Source organism: Agromyces mediolanus, assembly GCF_023715325.1.
GTDB lineage: Bacteria > Actinomycetota > Actinomycetes > Actinomycetales > Microbacteriaceae > Agromyces > Agromyces mediolanus_A.
Window position 1 is genome coordinate 324,817 of sequence record NZ_JAMBNX010000003.1, and the last position, 15,416, is coordinate 340,232.

A 15,416-nucleotide genomic window follows, 5' to 3' on the forward strand; every position below is an offset into this window, starting at 1 on the left:
CGCACCGATCGCGCGCACCGGCCCCGGGACGCGGCGACGCACGCGAGGGTGAAGGGATGACGCGCCCACTGCTCCGACGCTTCGCCCCGTCGCTCCTCCTGAGCGTCGTGCTGCTCGCCCCGTTCGCCGTGCCCGCTCAGGCCACCCCCGCTCGCGTGGCGCCCGCCCAGGCCGCCCCCGCTCGCGTGGCGCCCACCCAGGCCACCCCCGCTCGCGTGGCGCCCACCCAGGCCACCCCCGCTCGCGTGGCGCCCGCCCAGCCGGCCGGCGAAGCACGGTGGGGCTGGCCGGTCGGCCCGCCTGTGGCCGTCGTCGAGCCGTACCGGGCGCCGCCCACCCCGTACGCCCCCGGACATCGCGGCATCGATCTCGCCGCATCGTCCGGCGCCCCGGTGCTCGCCCCGGCGAGCGGAACGGTCAGCTTCTCCGGACCGGTCGCCGGGCGCCCACTCGTCGCCATCGATCACGGCGACGGGTACGTGAGCGCGATCGAGCCGGTGTCGGGCCTCGTCGAGGTGGGGGCGGTGGTGGAGCCCGGCGCACCGCTCGGGCAGGTCGCCCTCGGCGGGCACTGCGACGGGCGGTGCGTTCATTTCGGGGTGCGACTGCACGGCGAGTACGTCTCACCGATGCTCCTGCTCGACTCGGTGCCCCGCGCCGTGCTGCTCCCGCTCGACTGAGCCCGCCTTGTGAGTGCGCCCTCCGCGTGGCTGCGCCCCGTCAAGCCCGAGGGTGGGCGGTGCGGTAGCTCTGCTTCAGCCGCTCGGCCGAGACGTGCGTGTAGATCTGGGTCGTACCGAGGCTGGCGTGCCCGAGGAACTCCTGCACCGCCCGCAGCTCGGCGCCGCCGTCGAGCAGGTGCGTCGCCGCCGTGTGGCGGAGGGCGTGCGGTCCGGCGGGCCCCCCGCCGGGAATCTCGGCGAGGAGGCCTGCGACGAGGCGGTGCACGCTGCGAGGATTCAACCGGCCCCCTCGAGCCCCGAGGAACACCGCGTGGCCCGGCCTCGAGGAACTGCCCCCATTCGACGGGCGTGCCGCGGTCGATGATCCCCCAGCGGAGGGGCTCCCTCCAGCCGCCGCGCGCGCGAGCAGCACGGGCCGCCCGAGATCGAGATACCGGTCGAGCGCGCGCGCCGCCGGCGCCCCGTAGGGCACCACGCGCTCCTTCGACCCTTTGCCGAGCACGCGCACCGTGCGAGCCGACCGGTCGAGATCGTCGACGTCGAGCCCGACGAGTTCGGAGACGCGGAGCGCCGCCGCATAGAGGAGTTCGACGACCGCGTGATCCCGGAGGGCGTTCGGCTCGCCGGTGGCGGCGGCGGCCTCCAGATCGCCGAGCAGCCCTTCGGCGGCCTCACGGGTCAGCACCCGCGGTAGCGTGCGCTGCGCCTTCGGCGCCCGGAGCCGTGCACCGGCATCGCTCGCGGCGCGCCCGCTCGTGGCGAGCCAGGCGGCGAAACCACGGGCGGTCGCCGCCCGCCTCGCGAGCGTCGCCCGGGCGAGGCCGCGTTGGTCGGCGTCCCAGAGCCAATCGCGGAGCAGTGCGAGATCGAGCTCGGCAGCGGGCCCGGCGGCAGCGTTCGCGAGCGGCGCCCTCGCTGGGTCCCGGGTGCGCGTGGACGGGACCGCCGCCGGCGAACCGGCCTCGACGCCACCGCGCGAATCCGCGAAACCGGCGAGATCGGCGAGATCGGCCGCGTAGGCCGCGACCGTGTGCGCCGAGTACCGGCGCTCGTCACGGACGTGTGCGAGGTAGTCGTCGATCGCGGCTTCCAACGGGCTGGCCACGGTCAGAACCCCCGCTTGCGCGAGAAGCGCTCGAGCCTCGCCAGCGGGTCGAGCCCCGACAGCTCGTCGACGAACCGCCCGTCGAAGCGCGAGATCACCTCGCTCGGCCCGAGCGGCGCCACGGAGACCAGATGCCCCTGGTCGAAGAGCTGCACCAGCGAGAACGAGCGCCCTCCGTCGACCCCGTGCAGTTCGCGCGGCGGGGCGCTGACATCGAGCGTGTAGGCGGTAGCGCCGGCGATCGAGACCGGGACGCCCACGAAGCTCCCTGCGCTCGGATAGTGCAGGTGCCCACCGAGGATCAATCGGACGTCGCTCCCCCGCAGTACCTCCGCGAGTCGCTCCTGGCCCTGCAGCTCGAGCACGTCCATCACCGCGATCGGCGTCGGGATCGGCGCGTGATGCACGGCCAGCACAGTGCCCTTCGGCGCAGGCGTGGCGAGCACGCTCGCCAGCCAGGTGGCGCGCTCCTCGTCGACCGCTCCGTGGTGCCAGCCGGGCACCGAGACATCGAAGGAGATGAGCCGCACCCCTCCGACTTCGGCCACCCGGTGCAGCGGCGCGCCCTCGTGCGGTCGGCCGAGCAGTTCAGCCGCGAACGGTGCGCGCTCGTCATGGTTGCCCATCACCCACAGCAGCTCGGCCTGCGCGCGCGCCGCGAGCGGCTCCAGCGCCGCCCGCGCCAGACGATAGGCATCGGGCTCGCCGAGGTCGGCGATGTCGCCGGTGACGACGATCGCATCGAGGACGGTGCCGAGCCGATCGAGCTGCTCGACCGCCTGGTCGAGCGCACGAACCGTGTCGGCCGCGCCGCCGAGCGGCGCCCCGCCCGCCAGCAGGTGGGTGTCACTCAGATGTGCGATCGTCGTTTGCGCCGCCGGGTATCTGCCGAGTTGCATCCGTCCTCCCGGGCACAGCCTACGGCGGACCTCGGTCACCGCGGACTGCTGCTCCGGCGTGGTCGAGCCTCGTCATCCGATTCGGCGGATCAGCCAGCCGTCGGTGGTGCTCCGCACCCGGCCCAGCGCGTCGAGCGTGCCGAGGGCGCCGAGCGTGCGCGAGGGTTCCAGCCCTGCCCGGGCGGCCAAGTCCGCGACGGTTCGTGGCACGCGAGCACTCATCGCGTCGAGCACCCGGACTTCGACCTCGCGCACCCCTTCGGTGACCGCGGCGGCTGCCGCCACCGGGAGGGGGTCCGAGACGCCCGGCCGGCCCACGAGCTCCGCCATCTCCGCGGCATCAGTCACGCACACGGCCGCCTGCTCCCGCAGCAGTCGATGGCACCCCGCGGACGCCGGACTCGTGACCGGCCCCGGTACCACGCCGACCGGACGCCCCAGGGCAGCCGCGTGGTGCGCCGTGTTCAGCGCGCCGGAGCGCCATCCAGCCTCGACCACCACCACGGCATCGCTCAGCGCGGCGATGACCCGGTTGCGTGCGAGGAACCGCCACTTCGTCGGCGCTGCACCGCACGGCAGCTCGGAGACCACGGCCCCGCGCTCGATGATCTCGCCGAGCAGCGCCGCGTGCCCCTGAGGGTAGAGCCGGTCGGGTCCGCCGGCGAGCACCGCGACCGTCGCTCCCCCGCGGCGCAGGGCCGCGCGATGAGCGGCCCCGTCGATGCCGTACGCGCCGCCAGAGACGATCGTGCAGCCGCGATCGACGAGTCCCGACACGGCGTCGAGCGCGACGTGCTCGCCGTATCCCGTCGCCGCGCGCGCCCCGACCACGGCGATGCTCGCCCGCCCGCCCACAAGGTCGGGATCGCCACGCACCCAGAGCGCGAGCGGCGCGTGGGGGCCGAGGTCGGCGAGGCCCGCGGGCCAGCGTCCGTCGCCGGGGACGAGGAGGCGGGCCCCGACCCGACCGGCCTGCTCGAGCGAGCGAAGGAAGGCGGCAGCGTCGAGCCGCTGACGCCACCGTTCGAGTCCCTCGGCGAGCGTCCGCACGCCGAGCTCGACCGCGAGCTCCGGTCGGGAGCGCAGTGCTTCGCCGGCCGTGGACTCGCTCGCGACGAACACGGCCGCCTCCTGGGCGCCGAGCGCATCGACGAGTGCCCCGAGCGTGCCGTCACCGGGCTCGCTGAGCACTCCGAGCAGCGCACGCGAGGCGGCCTCGGCGGTCGCTGCCCGCTCGGAGCTCGCCGCCCCGATGCGCATCGCGTCGACCATCGGCTCCGCCCCGCGAAGCGCGGCGACGATCTCGCCGCTCAGGCCACCCACTGCGGCGCCTTCCGAAGCACATTCGCCTGCCCCACGTGGTCGCCGTCGGGCAGGCCTGCGCCGTCGAGATCGGCGAGCGTCCACGCGAGCCGCAGCACCTTGTCGTAGCCGCGCATCGTGAGGCCACCGCGTTCGAGCGCCCGGTCGATCGCGGCGGTCGCCCGGTGGCCGGGGTGCATGCCGCCGGCCCCGCGCAGCCAGGGGCCCGGGACCTCGGCGTTGGTTCGCCAGGGAGTCTCCCGGTATCGCTCGGCGGCGACCGCTCTCGCGAGCTCGACCCGTCGGCGCGCCTCGGCGCTGGACACCCGCCCCGCGGCATCCCCGCTCGCCGCCGTCGACGTCAGCCGGGGCACCCAGAGCTCGAGGTCGAGGCGGTCCCGCAGCGGCCCGGAGATGCGGGAGAGGTAGCGCCGCTTGACGCTCGGCGCGCACGTGCACGACTCACCCTTGGGTGACCACTGCCCGCACGGGCAGGGGTTCGCCGCCAGCACGAGCTGGAAACTCGCGGGGAACGAGGCGATCGCACTGGCTCGGTGGATGGAGATGGTGCGCGACTCGAGCGGCTGCCGGAGGACGTCGAGCACCGAGGAGGGGAACTCCGGCGCCTCGTCGAGGAAGAGCACCCCGTGCGACGCTCGGGCTGCGGCGCCCGGTCGGATGAGGCGACCACCCCCACCGATGATGGCGGCCGCACTCGCGGTGTGGTGGGGCGCCTCGAAGGGTGGCCGCATCGAAAGGCCACCGACCCCGAGGCCTGAGAGGGAACGCAGGGAGGCGACCTCCAGCGATTCGTCGAGGGCGAGGTCGGGGAGGATGCCGGGCAGGCGCGACGCCAGCATGGTCTTGCCGGCGCCCGGCGGCCCGTAGAGCCCGAGATGGTGCCCACCCGCCGCCGCGGCAATGAGCGCGGCCACCGCCTCGGGGTTGCCCACGACGTCGGCGAGATCGCCGGAATGGACGATCGGCGGCTCCGCCGGGTCGGGCGCGAGCACCGCGTCGACGGGGACCACCTCGACGTCGCCGCCGTGCCACGCCACCGCCTCGGCGAGCGAGGCGACGCCCACGACCTCGATACCGTCGACGAGCGCCGCCTCCGCGGCGTTCGACGTGGGCACCATGACCCGCTGGACGCCCGCCCGCCGCGCGGCGAGCACCGCGGGCAGCACGCCGTCGGTCGGGCGGAGGCGGCCGTCGAGCCCGAGCTCACCGAGGTGCACGACAGCGCCGGCCGACACGGCGTCGAGGCGCCCCGCCGCGGCGAGGCAGGCGATCGCGATCGCGAGGTCGAAGCCGGAGCCGTGCTTGGGCAGCGTGGCCGGCGACAGGTTGACCGTGAGCCTGCGGGCCGGCAGGGGGCACCCGGAGTTCGCCGCGGCCGCCCGGACGCGTTCCCGCGACTCGCCGATCGCGGCGTCGGGAAGGCCGATCACGAGGAACGCCGGCAGCTGGCTGCCCAGGTCGGCCTCGACCTCGACGATGGAGCCGCTGAGCCCGAGGAGCGCCACGGAGCGGGTGCGCGCGACCGGCATCAGCCGATGCCTTCGAGGTGTTCGATGACGGCCGACTCCCCCGGTCTGGCCAGCACTGCGACCGCGTCGATTCGAGCCGGCCCGGCCTTGGTGCCGTTCGCCTCGCACCACATCGCGGCGAGGCGGCGGAGCCGGGCGAGCTTCGCCGGCGTGATCGCCTCGAACGGGTGGCCGTAGCGCTCGCTGGCCCTGGTCTTCACCTCGACGAACACCGTGCACGCGCGGTGAGCCGCGACGACGTCGATCTCGCCGTGCCTGCACCGCCAGTTGCGCTCGATCAGCCGGAAGCCGCGCGCCTCCAGGTGCTCCGCGGCGAGATCTTCGCCGAGGCGTCCGAGTTCTGCGTTGTGGGACATCCGCACCACCTCCGCGACCCAGCGTCGCGAACGATCGGGGCGCGCACGGTGGTGCCGGGCGGATCAGTGGAGAGCGGGCGGTACACCGCGGCGGATGCGGAGGAGACGGGCCTCACTCGTCGAGCGCGAGCTCCTTCGGCAGCTCGAACTCGCGGGCGGCGAGCTCCTCGATGTTGACGTCTTTGAACGTGAGCACGCGCACGCTCTTCACGAAGCGATCGGCGCGATAGACGTCCCAGACCCAGACGTCCTTCATCGTCAGCTCGAAGTAGAAGTCGTGCTCGGTGTCGCGTCGCACGAGTTCCACCTCGTTCGCGAGGTAGAAGCGACGCTCGGTCTCGACCACGTACTGGAACTGCGACACGATGTCGCGGTACTCGCGGTACAGGGCCAGCTCGACCTCACGGTCGTAGTCGTCGAACTCGTCGTCATCCATCGCTGATCATCCTACGCCGAGCTCGAAGAGCGCGGCGGCCGGTTCCGCCTCGCGCGAACGATCGTGGAGCCACGTGCGACGGTGGAGCTCGCTCGGGCCGTGTTCAGCGATCGCCTCGAAATGCGCCCGAGAGGAGTAGCCCTTGTTCTCGTCCCAGCCGTAGACCGGCCAGTCGACGTGCGCCGCCCGCATGGCGCGGTCGCGGTGCACCTTCGCGATGACCGAGGCCGCCGACACCGAAGCGCAGTCTCGGTCGGCCTTGATCCGCGTGATCACCCGGGCTCGGTGTTCGATCGACTGGCTCAGCCAGTCGTAGTTGCCGTCGAGCACGAGCGGCGCGCCGAAGGGCACGTCGACGAGCTCGCGGATCGCGGCGAACGCACGAGCTCCCGCCAGGCCCAGGCAGGCCATGATGCCGAGCTCGTCGATCTCGGCTGCGCTGGCCTCGCCGACGGCGGAGGCGCGGACCCAGCCGGCGGCCCGCGGGGCGAGGAGCTCGCGCTTGGGCTCCGATAGCAGCTTCGAGTCTCGGAGCCCGGCGGGCATGCGGCGCATCTCGCCGTCGACGACGACGATGCCGACCGCGACCTGCCCCGCGAGTGCGCCGCGACCGACCTCGTCGCAGGCGATCACGATTCCGGCTCCGCCGTCGAGGAGCTCCCGCTCGAAGCGCATCGTCGGCGCTGCGGCCGGCATCAGCCCGAGCCCTCTTCGACGCCGGCGAACACCTCCGGATAGTTCCCGAGCCACGCCCAGCGCGACAGCGGCCAGCTCACGACGAAGGCGCGCCCGACGACATTGTCGACGGGTACGAAGCCCTTGAGCGGGGTATCGCCGTTGTACCGGCTGTCCTGCGAGTTGTACCGGTTGTCGCCCATCACCCAGAGGGAGCCGTCCGGCACGGTCACGTCGAAGTCGTCACGGGAGACCCGGGTCTCGCCGGGCGGGAGCGCCACGTACGGTTCATCGAGCGGGACGCCGTTGACACTCATCTGGCCGAGCGCGTTGCAGCACACGACGTGATCGCCCGGCAGCCCGATGAGACGCTTCACGAGGTGATCGTTGGAGTCGGGGGCCGAGAGCCCGACGAAGGCGAGGAACCAGTCCACCGCGGCCACGAGTGGCGGCTGCTGCGGCTCCTCGCGGATCGGCAGCCACCCGCCCGGGTCGCGGAACACGATCACGTCGCCGTGCTCGAGCGGCACCACGTCGGGCACGAGTTCGTTGACGATGATGCGGTCGTCGACCTGGAGCGTCTCCTGCATCGACTGCGAGGGGATGAAGAAGGAACGGATCAGGAACGTCTTGATGAGGAAGGACACCAGTACCGCGACGACGAAGATGATCAGCAGGTCGCGCAGGAACAGCAGGACCCCCCGCTTCCGGCCGGGCTGCTGCGAGCGGCCTTCGTCGGCGCTCGCGGTGGTCTGCGTCTCGTCTGTCATGGAACCCCGTGTCATTCGCTCGGAAAACACCGAGCTCCCCGTCCCAGTGTAGGGGCGGGGAGCTCGGCCAGGCGCTGCGACGCGGAGCGAATCAGCTCTCGCGCTTCTCCTTGATCTTGGCCTTCTTGCCACGGAGCTCGCGCAGGTAGTAGAGCTTCGCACGACGGACGTCACCGCGCGTGACGACCTCGATCTTGTCGATGATCGGCGAGTGCACCGGGAACTTGCGCTCGACGCCGACCTGGAAGCTGATCTTGCGGACCGTGAAGGTCTCGCGGACGCCCTCGCCCGAGCGGCCGATGACGACGCCCTGGAAGACCTGGACACGCGAGCGCGTGCCTTCGACGATGTTGACGTGCACCTTGACGGTGTCGCCGGGGCGGAAGTCGGGGATGTCCGACTTCAGGCTCGCGGCGTCGACGTGGTCGAGGATGTGCATGATGGTTCGCTCTCTGCGCCCGCCACCGGTCGAACGCGGATCATTGTTGGAAGAATTCGGTGCCGCCTCGCGCGAAGCGCGTCGCAGGCTCCCCGGAGGCAGGGCCGAGCAGCGGCACAAGCGTCCATTCTGCCAGATCCGGACCCCACCCGCCAACCCGGGCCGTCGGGGCGACGGGCGGATGACTCGGCGAGTTCAGTCCCGCGACTCGTGGACGATGATGACGTCGCCGTCGCCGTCGTCGAAGGGCGGCTTCGGGGCGCCGGGGACGGAGCCGCCGTTCTGCGCGGCAGCCTGCCGCTCGAACTCCGCCATCGTCGCCCGCATCCGGCGCGAGCCGTCGGCGACCAGCTGCGAGAGGGCGACCCAGAACGCGGCGACCGCACCGATGATGGCGAGCACGCTGAAGAGGGTCGCGGTGGCGCCGTAGAAGCCGGTGCCGACGATGGCCAGATGCCACGCCCCGAGCGCGCCCACGTCCAGCCACGATGCCGCTCGCTCCGATCGGGCGGTCGGCCGGGCGTTCACGAGCAGCGCCACGACGAGCAGCGTGAGGAACGCGGCCGGCACGGTGACGACGAGCCCGAGCGTGCCCCAGCCGCCGGCCCCGAAGAACGCCCAGCCGATGACCAGCCAGAGCGGCAGCGCGATCACCGCGACGAACTGCCAGCGGTAGAAGAGGCGCCTGAGGAGCATGCCGACAGGCTAACCTCGGGCCGCTGTGAGCGCACCGGGTGTTCACTCAGGGCGGAGCCCGGAGACTGGACGGGGAGAGCCGCGCCCGCGGCATCCGCCAGAATGGTCTCGGAGAGGATGAGCGTGATCGAACTGAGGACCCCCGCCGAGATCGAGGAGATGCGACCCGCGGGCCGTTTCGTGGCCGGCGTGCTGCAGGCCACCTCCGCGGCGGCGAAACCGGGCATGAACCTGCTGGAGCTCGACGCCCTCGCGCACGAGATGATCCGGAAGGCCGGCGCCGAGAGCTGCTACATCGACTACCACCCCTCCTTCGGCGCGAGCCCGTTCGGCAAGGTCATCTGCACCTCCGTCAACGACGCGGTGCTGCACGGCCTCCCCCACGACTACGTGCTGCGCGACGGCGACCTGTTGAGCCTCGACTTCGCCGCGTCGGTGAACGGCTGGGTCTCGGACTCGGCGGTGTCCGTCGTCGTCGGCACCCCTCGCGAGGCGGACCTCCGCCTCATCTCGACCACCGAGGAGGCGCTCGCCGCCGGCATCGACGCGGCCCGCGTCGGCAACCGGATCGGCGACATCTCGCGGGCGATCGGCGACGTCGCGAAGGCCTCGGGCTACCTCGTGAACACCGACTTCGGCGGCCACGGCGTCGGCCGCACCATGCACGGCGACCCGCACGTGCCGAACTCCGGCCGCCCGGGCCGTGGCATGCCGCTGAAGGCCGGCCTCGTGCTCGCGATCGAGCCGTGGTGGCTCGAGACGACCGACCGGATCTTCACCGACCCCGACGGCTGGACGCTGCGCAGCGCCGACGGCTCGCGCGGCGCGCACTCGGAGCACACGATCGCCATCACCGACGGCGACCCGATCGTGCTCACGGCACGGGGCTGAATCGCGCCTGACCCGCGGCGCGCCTACTCGGGCGGCAGGAGGTCCGGACGGACGGCCCGGGTGCGCTCGAGCTGCTGCTCACGGCGCCACTCGGCGATGCGACCGTGATTGCCGGAGCGCAGCACGGGCGGCACCTCGAGGCCGCGCCACTCCTGCGGCTTCGTGTAGCTCGGGTACTCGAGCAGGCCGTCCTCGTGGGACTCCTCGACGAGCGACTCCGGATTGCCGACCACGCCCGGCACGAGGCGGCCGGCGGCCTCGATCATCGCCATGACGGCGACCTCGCCGCCGTTCAGCACGTAGTCGCCGAGCGAGACGAGCCGCACCCGCATGCGGGTGCGGTAGTGGTCGACGACGCGCTGGTCGATGCCCTCGTAGCGGCCGCAGGCGAAGACGAGGTGCGCCTCCGCCGCGAGTTCGCGGGCGAGCTGCTGCGTGAACGGCTCGCCGGCGGGCGAGGGCACGACGAGCAGAGCATCGGATGAGCCGTCGCCGACGATCGCGTCGAGGGCCTCGCCCCACGGCTCCGGCTTCATGACCATGCCGGCGCCGCCGCCGTAGGGCGTGTCGTCGACCGTGCGGTGCCGGTCGTGCGTGAAGTCGCGCAGATCGTGTGCGGCGACCTCGATGAGTCCCGACTGCCTGGCCTTGCCGAGCAGCGACAGGTCGAGCACGTCGAAGAAGCTCGGGAAGATCGTGACGATGTCGATCCGGATGGCCCCGTCTCCTTCGTTAGTTCGCGTCGTCGCCCGCAGCGGATGCCTCGGCGTCGCCCGGCGCCGCCTCCGGCTCGTCGGGCAGCTCCTCGAAGAGCCCGGCCGGCGGCGTCACGGTGAGGGTGCCCGCCTCGAGGTCGACCTCTGGCACGATCGCGGCGACGAACGGCACCATGACCTCGCCCGCCGCGGTCTTGACGATGAGCAGGTCCTGCGCCGGCAGGTGGTCGACGTGCGCGACCTCACCGACGCGGACCCCGTCGCGGAGGACGTCCAGCCCGACGAGCTGGTGGTCGTACCAGGCATCCGGCTCGGCCGCGGCCGCTTCGGCCGCCTCGTCGACGTCGACCCAGAGGATCGCCTTGATGAGCGTCTCGGCCGCGGTGCGGTCGTCGACGCCCTCGAAGAAGCCGACCGGCTGCTGGTTGTACCAGCGGAGCTCCCGGAAGACCAGGTGCTTGCCGTGCCACGGGGACTCGGCAGGCACCTGGAGGGAGAACTCGGCTCCGGGGACGAACCGCCGTTCGGGGTCGTCGGTGTAGAGCTCGAGCTTGATGGCGCCCTTCAGCCCGTGGGCCTTGGTGAGGCGCCCGACCCGCAACTGCTGGGGGCGCTTCTCGCGCGCCACGTCAGGCGTCGGTGTCGACGACGTCGACACGGACTCGGCGACCGTCCGAGAGGGCGGCCACCACGGTGCGGAGCGCTTTGGCGGTGCGGCCGGCGCGTCCGATGACGCGGCCGAGGTCCTCGGGGTTCACATGAACCTCGAGGACCTCGCCACGTGCGCTCGACGCGGAGACGACCTTCACCTCGTCGGGGTGTTCGACGATGCCCTTGACGAGGTGCTCGAGCGCGGACCTGAGCAAGACGTTACGCCTCGTCGGTCGCGGTCTCGTCGGCGGGGGCCTCGGCCTCGGCGGCCGCGGGGGCCTCCTCGACCTTGGCCGGCTTCTCCGCCTTGGGCTTCAGCACCGGCTTCTTCTTGTCGTCGGCCACGAAGGCCTCCTTCGCCGCGGCGACCTGGACGGTCGAGACGGCGTCCTTGTCGCCCTTGAAGCTACCCCAGTCGCCGGTGAGCTTGAGGATGGCCCGGACCTGCTCGGTCGGCTGCGCGCCGACGGAGAGCCAGTACTGGGCGCGCTCCGAGTCGACCTCGATGAACGAGGGCTCCTCGGTGGGGTGGTACTTGCCGATCTCCTCGATCACACGACCGTCGCGCTTGGTGCGCGAGTCGGCGACGACGATGCGGTAGTACGGGGCACGGATCTTGCCGAGCCGCTTGAGACGGATCTTGACAGCCACGATTCTCCTGAAAGGTGTTGCGAGAGTTGAACCGATCGCCTGGAGCGTGGGGTGCACACCCGGCGGAAGCTCGAAATGGGCGGACCACGGCCTGATAGAGGGTCGGGCGGCGGTCCAACCGCCTATTCTGCCAGATCCGGGCCGCCGCCGCGAACCAGGGCGGCTGCCGTGTCGTCGCGAGGGTGCGAGCCGCCGACCGCGTGCCCGTCACGCGGCGTCGTACGGGCGGCGGCGGGCACCCGCCGTGTCATGATTGGCCGCACGGCATCCGTCCCGAGAAAGGCCGCCCATGCCCATCGAGTTCGCCGACTCCCCGCGATCGACCGTCGGCCTCGAGTGGGAGATCGCCATCGTCGACCGCGAGACGGGCGAGCTCGCCTCGGTCGCCGACCGGGCGTTGCAGCTGCTCGACTCGATCAGCCCGGGCGGCCGGCACCCCTTCATCACCTCGGAGCTCCTGACGAACACCGTGGAGCTCGTGAGCAGCGTGCACGCGACGGTCCCGGCGGCGGTCGCCGACCTCGAGGGGCAGCTCGCCGAGGTGCGCGCCGTCGTCGAGGAGCTCGGCGACTACGAGCTGATCTGCAGCGGCTCCCACCCGTTCAGCCAGTGGTACGACCAGCAGCTCACCGACAAGCCGCGCTATCACAAGCTCATCGAGCGCACCCGGTGGTGGGGGCGCAACATGATGATCTGGGGCGTGCACGTGCACGTCGGCATCGAGGACCGCGACAAGGCGCTGCCGATCCTCGACGGCCTGCTCACCTTCCTTCCGCACTTGCAGGCGCTCAGCGCGTCGAGCCCGTTCTGGGCGGGCGTCGACACCGGCTACGCGTCCAACCGGGCCCTGATGTTCCAGCAGCTGCCGACCGCGGGACTCCCCTACCCGCTGACGGACTGGGCCGCCTACGAGAGCTACGTCGAGGACCTCCGACGCACGGGGGTCATCGAGGACCACAGCGAGGTGCGCTGGGACATCCGCCCCTCCCCCCGCTGGGGCACGGTCGAGGTCCGCGTCTGCGACGGCGTCTCCACCGCCAGGGAGCTCGGCGCGATCGGTGCCCTCGTACAGTGCCTCGTCGAATGGATGAGCACGAAGCTCGACCGCGGCGAGCCGCTGACCGTGCTGCAGCCCTGGTACACGCGGGAGAACAAGTGGCGTGCCGCACGCTACGGCCTCCACGCCGTCGTCATCACGGATGCCTCGGGCACGGAGCGACCCGTCGCCGACGATCTGCTCGAGCTCGTCGAGCGCCTCTCCCCCGTCGCCGCGCGGCTCGGCTGCGGCGCGGAGCTCGCCGAGGTGACGCGCATGGTCGCCGAGGGCGCGAGCGCCCAGCGTCAGCTGCAGGTCGCGGAGGCGAACGCCGGGGACCTCAAGGCCGTCGTCGCGCACCTCGCCCACGAGCTCCGCTCGGGGATGGACGCGTCGACGCGCTGAGCGGAGCTCAGCGGCCGCCGAGCAGTTTCTGGAAGTTCGCGAGATCGTCGGCCGAGGGAGTCGGTGCCGGCGCGCCGCCGAGCCCGAAGCCCGCACCCTTCGACTCCTCCGCCGTGCCCGCGACCGGGCGCCCCTCGGCGATCGCCTGGTTCTCGGCCGCCCGCTTCGCGGGGTTTCCCGAGCGCGAGCCGCCCGACTTCTTCTTGTTCTTGGCCGACTGACGCTTGCCCCCGCCGTACCCGCCGGCGCCCGGGATGGGCCCCATGCCGGGGATCTGCGGCACGCCGCCGCGAGCGACGGTCTTCATCATCTTCGCGGCCTGCTCGAAGCGCTGCACGAGCTGGTTCACGTCGGTCACCGTCATGCCGGCGCCCTTCGCGATGCGGAGGCGGCGCGATCCGTTCAGGAGCTTCGTGTTCTTGCGCTCCGCCGGCGTCATCGACTGGATGATCGCCTCGGTACGCACGATCTCGCGCTCGTCGAAGTTCTCGAGCTGCTGCTTCATGCCGCCGGCACCGGGCAGCATGCCGAGCATCTTCTTGATCGAGCCGGCGCCACGCAGCTGCTGCATCTGCTTCAGGAAGTCCTCGAGCGTGAACTGCTCGCTCGCGAGCTTCTCGGCGACCTTCATCGCCTCTTCTTCGTCGAAGGCCTGCTGCGCCTGCTCGATGAGCGTGAGGATGTCGCCGAGGTCGAGGATGCGGCTCGCCATGCGGTCGGGGTGGAACGGCTCGAAGTCGTCGAGGCCTTCACCGGTCGAAGCGAAGATGATCGGCCGGCCGGTGACCGAGGCGACCGAGAGCGCGGCACCGCCGCGCGCATCGCCGTCGAGCTTGGACAGCACGACACCCGTGAAGTCGACGCCCTCCTGGAACGCCTTCGCGGTGGCGACCGCGTCCTGACCGATCATCGCGTCGATGACGAACAGCACCTCGTCGGGGTTCGTCGCCTTCCGGATGTTCGAGGCCTGCTTCATCAGCTCCGCGTCGACGCCGAGGCGGCCGGCGGTGTCGATGATGACCACATCGTGCTGCGCGCGGGCGGCCTGCGCGACGCCGTCCTTCGCGACCTTGACCGGGTCGCCGACGCCGTTGCCGGGCTCGGGCGCGTAGACGGGCACGCCGGCCTGGCCGCCGACCACCTGGAGCTGGTTCACGGCGTTCGGGCGCTGGAGGTCGCTCGCGACGAGGAGCGGCGTGTGCCCCTCTTTCACGAGGTGCTTCGCGAGCTTTCCCGCGAGCGTGGTCTTGCCCGCGCCCTGGAGGCCGGCGAGCATGATCACGGTCGGCGGGTTCTTCGCGAACTGCAGGCGCCGCTGCTGGCCGCCGAGGATGCCGACGAGCTCCTCGTTGACGATCTGGACGACCTGCTGCGCGGGGTTCAGCGCTTTGTTGACCTCGTCACCGAGCGCCCGCTCGCGCACCCGAGCGGTGAACTGCTTGACGACGTCGAGCGAGACGTCGGCGTCGAGCAGCGCCCGCCGGATCTCCCGAACGGTGCCGTCGACGTCGGACGCCGACAGCTTGCCCTTCGTGCGGAGGTGCTTGAAGGTCTCGGCGAGGCGGTCAGACAGGGTTCCGAAGGTAGCCATAACAGGCCGATTCTATCCGGATGCCCTGGGCCTCGCGGGCCAGTCGCGCGGTTCGCCCGCGCTCAGCCCTCGAAGCGGACGTCGACGATCTCACGCCCGAGCTCGATCACGGCGATGAGCCGCTCGTCGGTCTCGTCCGGCGCCAGCCCGTACTCGAACTCCGCGAACGGCTCGCCCTCGCCGTCGGCCTCCGGTCGAAGGTCGACCCGTACGAGGCTCAGCGAGCGCAGCGCGTCGACCTGACGGTCGCCCGATTCCCGGCCGATGGCCGCCTCGATGTCCTCAGCCTGCTCCAGTTCGGGATCGAGCACCGCGTCGAGGAAGCGCACCACCGGGGACGAGCTCGAGTCGAGCTGACCGACGAAGGCCCCGCGCAGCTCGTCGTCGACGAGCTCGAGCTCGCCGACGAGGGTGGCCGCGGCATCGAGCGCCGCGGTCGACGCGGACTCGCCCTCGGCGTCCAGGACGACCTCGACCCGCTGGTCCGCGTACTCGACGTCCTCGGACCAGTAGTCTCCGACGACGCCGAAGTAGTCGTGCTCGGTGGCCATGTCGCGCCCTCCT

General features: G+C 72.0%; 19 protein-coding genes. 3 read left to right on the forward strand and 16 right to left on the reverse strand.

Annotated elements, in window-relative coordinates; translation table 11 throughout:
* Positions 1-56: 56 nt before the first annotated feature.
* Entirely contained in the window at positions 57-680 is a 624-nt protein-coding gene (locus tag M3147_RS07760) for a M23 family metallopeptidase (RefSeq protein ID WP_251202881.1), read from the forward strand.
* A gap of 40 nt (positions 681-720) precedes the next feature.
* Here the strand turns inward: M3147_RS07760 and M3147_RS07765 are convergent, their stop codons facing one another.
* The 10 genes from M3147_RS07765 to M3147_RS07810 all read right to left on the reverse strand — a co-directional run bounded on the left by M3147_RS07765 (position 721) and on the right by M3147_RS07810 (position 8,911).
* A complete protein-coding gene (locus M3147_RS07765; RefSeq protein WP_251202882.1) occupies positions 721-1,788 on the reverse strand; it encodes a tyrosine-type recombinase/integrase in 1,068 nt (355 codons plus the stop codon).
* A 2-nt stretch (positions 1,789-1,790) separates the two neighbouring features.
* A complete protein-coding gene (locus M3147_RS07770) occupies positions 1,791-2,687 on the reverse strand; it encodes a metallophosphoesterase (protein ID WP_251202883.1) in 897 nt (298 codons plus the stop codon).
* Between the two features lie 72 nt (positions 2,688-2,759).
* Positions 2,760-4,010 carry a DNA-processing protein DprA gene (dprA, locus tag M3147_RS07775; protein ID WP_251202884.1) on the reverse strand — a complete coding sequence of 417 codons (1,251 nt, stop codon included), beginning with the start codon at positions 4,008-4,010 and terminating at the stop codon, positions 2,760-2,762.
* The gene (locus M3147_RS07780; protein ID WP_251202885.1) at positions 3,998-5,539 is read right to left on the reverse strand and encodes a YifB family Mg chelatase-like AAA ATPase; all 1,542 of its coding nucleotides are present in this window, start codon (positions 5,537-5,539) and stop codon (positions 3,998-4,000) included. The genes dprA and M3147_RS07780 overlap by 13 nt, the downstream gene beginning before the upstream one ends.
* Positions 5,539-5,895 (reverse strand): YraN family protein, encoded by a 357-nt coding sequence (locus tag M3147_RS07785; protein WP_251202886.1) that lies wholly within the window; start codon positions 5,893-5,895, stop codon positions 5,539-5,541. The genes M3147_RS07780 and M3147_RS07785 overlap by 1 nt, the downstream gene beginning before the upstream one ends.
* 112 nt (positions 5,896-6,007) lie before the next feature.
* A complete protein-coding gene (locus tag M3147_RS07790) occupies positions 6,008-6,331 on the reverse strand; it encodes a DUF2469 family protein (protein ID WP_251202887.1) in 324 nt (107 codons plus the stop codon).
* Positions 6,332-6,337: 6 nt separating this feature from the next.
* Positions 6,338-7,027, reverse strand: a complete 690-nt coding sequence (locus M3147_RS07795; RefSeq protein ID WP_251202888.1) for a ribonuclease HII — start codon at positions 7,025-7,027, stop codon at positions 6,338-6,340.
* On the reverse strand, positions 7,027-7,776 hold the full coding sequence (gene lepB, locus M3147_RS07800) for a signal peptidase I (RefSeq protein WP_251202889.1): 750 nt from the start codon (positions 7,774-7,776) through the stop codon (positions 7,027-7,029). Before lepB ends, M3147_RS07795 begins: the two co-directional genes overlap by 1 nt.
* Positions 7,777-7,867: 91 nt before the next feature.
* A complete protein-coding gene (gene rplS / locus M3147_RS07805) occupies positions 7,868-8,215 on the reverse strand; it encodes a 50S ribosomal protein L19 (protein ID WP_189084790.1) in 348 nt (115 codons plus the stop codon).
* Between the two features lie 195 nt (positions 8,216-8,410).
* A complete protein-coding gene (locus M3147_RS07810) occupies positions 8,411-8,911 on the reverse strand; it encodes a hypothetical protein (protein ID WP_251202890.1) in 501 nt (166 codons plus the stop codon).
* Positions 8,912-9,034: 123 nt separating this feature from the next.
* Between M3147_RS07810 and map the strand changes: the two genes are divergently transcribed.
* Positions 9,035-9,802, forward strand: a complete 768-nt coding sequence (gene map / locus M3147_RS07815; protein WP_251202891.1) for a type I methionyl aminopeptidase — start codon at positions 9,035-9,037, stop codon at positions 9,800-9,802.
* A 23-nt stretch (positions 9,803-9,825) separates the two neighbouring features.
* Here map and trmD read toward each other — a convergent pair whose 3' ends face one another.
* Genes trmD through rpsP form a run of 4 tightly spaced genes read right to left on the reverse strand, consistent with a single transcriptional unit; the run spans position 9,826 to position 11,820 of the window.
* A complete protein-coding gene (trmD, locus tag M3147_RS07820) occupies positions 9,826-10,518 on the reverse strand; it encodes a tRNA (guanosine(37)-N1)-methyltransferase TrmD (protein WP_251202968.1) in 693 nt (230 codons plus the stop codon).
* Between the two features lie 16 nt (positions 10,519-10,534).
* Positions 10,535-11,146 (reverse strand): ribosome maturation factor RimM, encoded by a 612-nt coding sequence (rimM, locus tag M3147_RS07825; RefSeq protein ID WP_251202892.1) that lies wholly within the window; start codon positions 11,144-11,146, stop codon positions 10,535-10,537.
* 1 nt (position 11,147) lies between these two features.
* Positions 11,148-11,384 (reverse strand): RNA-binding protein, encoded by a 237-nt coding sequence (locus M3147_RS07830; protein ID WP_251202893.1) that lies wholly within the window; start codon positions 11,382-11,384, stop codon positions 11,148-11,150.
* Between the two features lie 4 nt (positions 11,385-11,388).
* Entirely contained in the window at positions 11,389-11,820 is a 432-nt protein-coding gene (rpsP, locus tag M3147_RS07835; RefSeq protein WP_251202894.1) for a 30S ribosomal protein S16, read from the reverse strand.
* Positions 11,821-12,109: 289 nt separating this feature from the next.
* Between rpsP and M3147_RS07840 the strand changes: the two genes are divergently transcribed.
* Positions 12,110-13,261, forward strand: a complete 1,152-nt coding sequence (locus M3147_RS07840) for a glutamate--cysteine ligase (RefSeq protein WP_251202895.1) — start codon at positions 12,110-12,112, stop codon at positions 13,259-13,261.
* 7 nt (positions 13,262-13,268) lie between these two features.
* On the opposite strand, the gene ffh is transcribed toward M3147_RS07840, so the two are convergent.
* Together ffh and M3147_RS07850 are read right to left on the reverse strand one after the other, a co-directional pair.
* Entirely contained in the window at positions 13,269-14,852 is a 1,584-nt protein-coding gene (ffh, locus tag M3147_RS07845) for a signal recognition particle protein (protein WP_251202896.1), read from the reverse strand.
* Positions 14,853-14,914: 62 nt separating this feature from the next.
* Positions 14,915-15,403, reverse strand: a complete 489-nt coding sequence (locus M3147_RS07850; RefSeq protein ID WP_251202897.1) for a hypothetical protein — start codon at positions 15,401-15,403, stop codon at positions 14,915-14,917.
* Between the last annotated feature and the right edge of the window lie 13 nt (positions 15,404-15,416).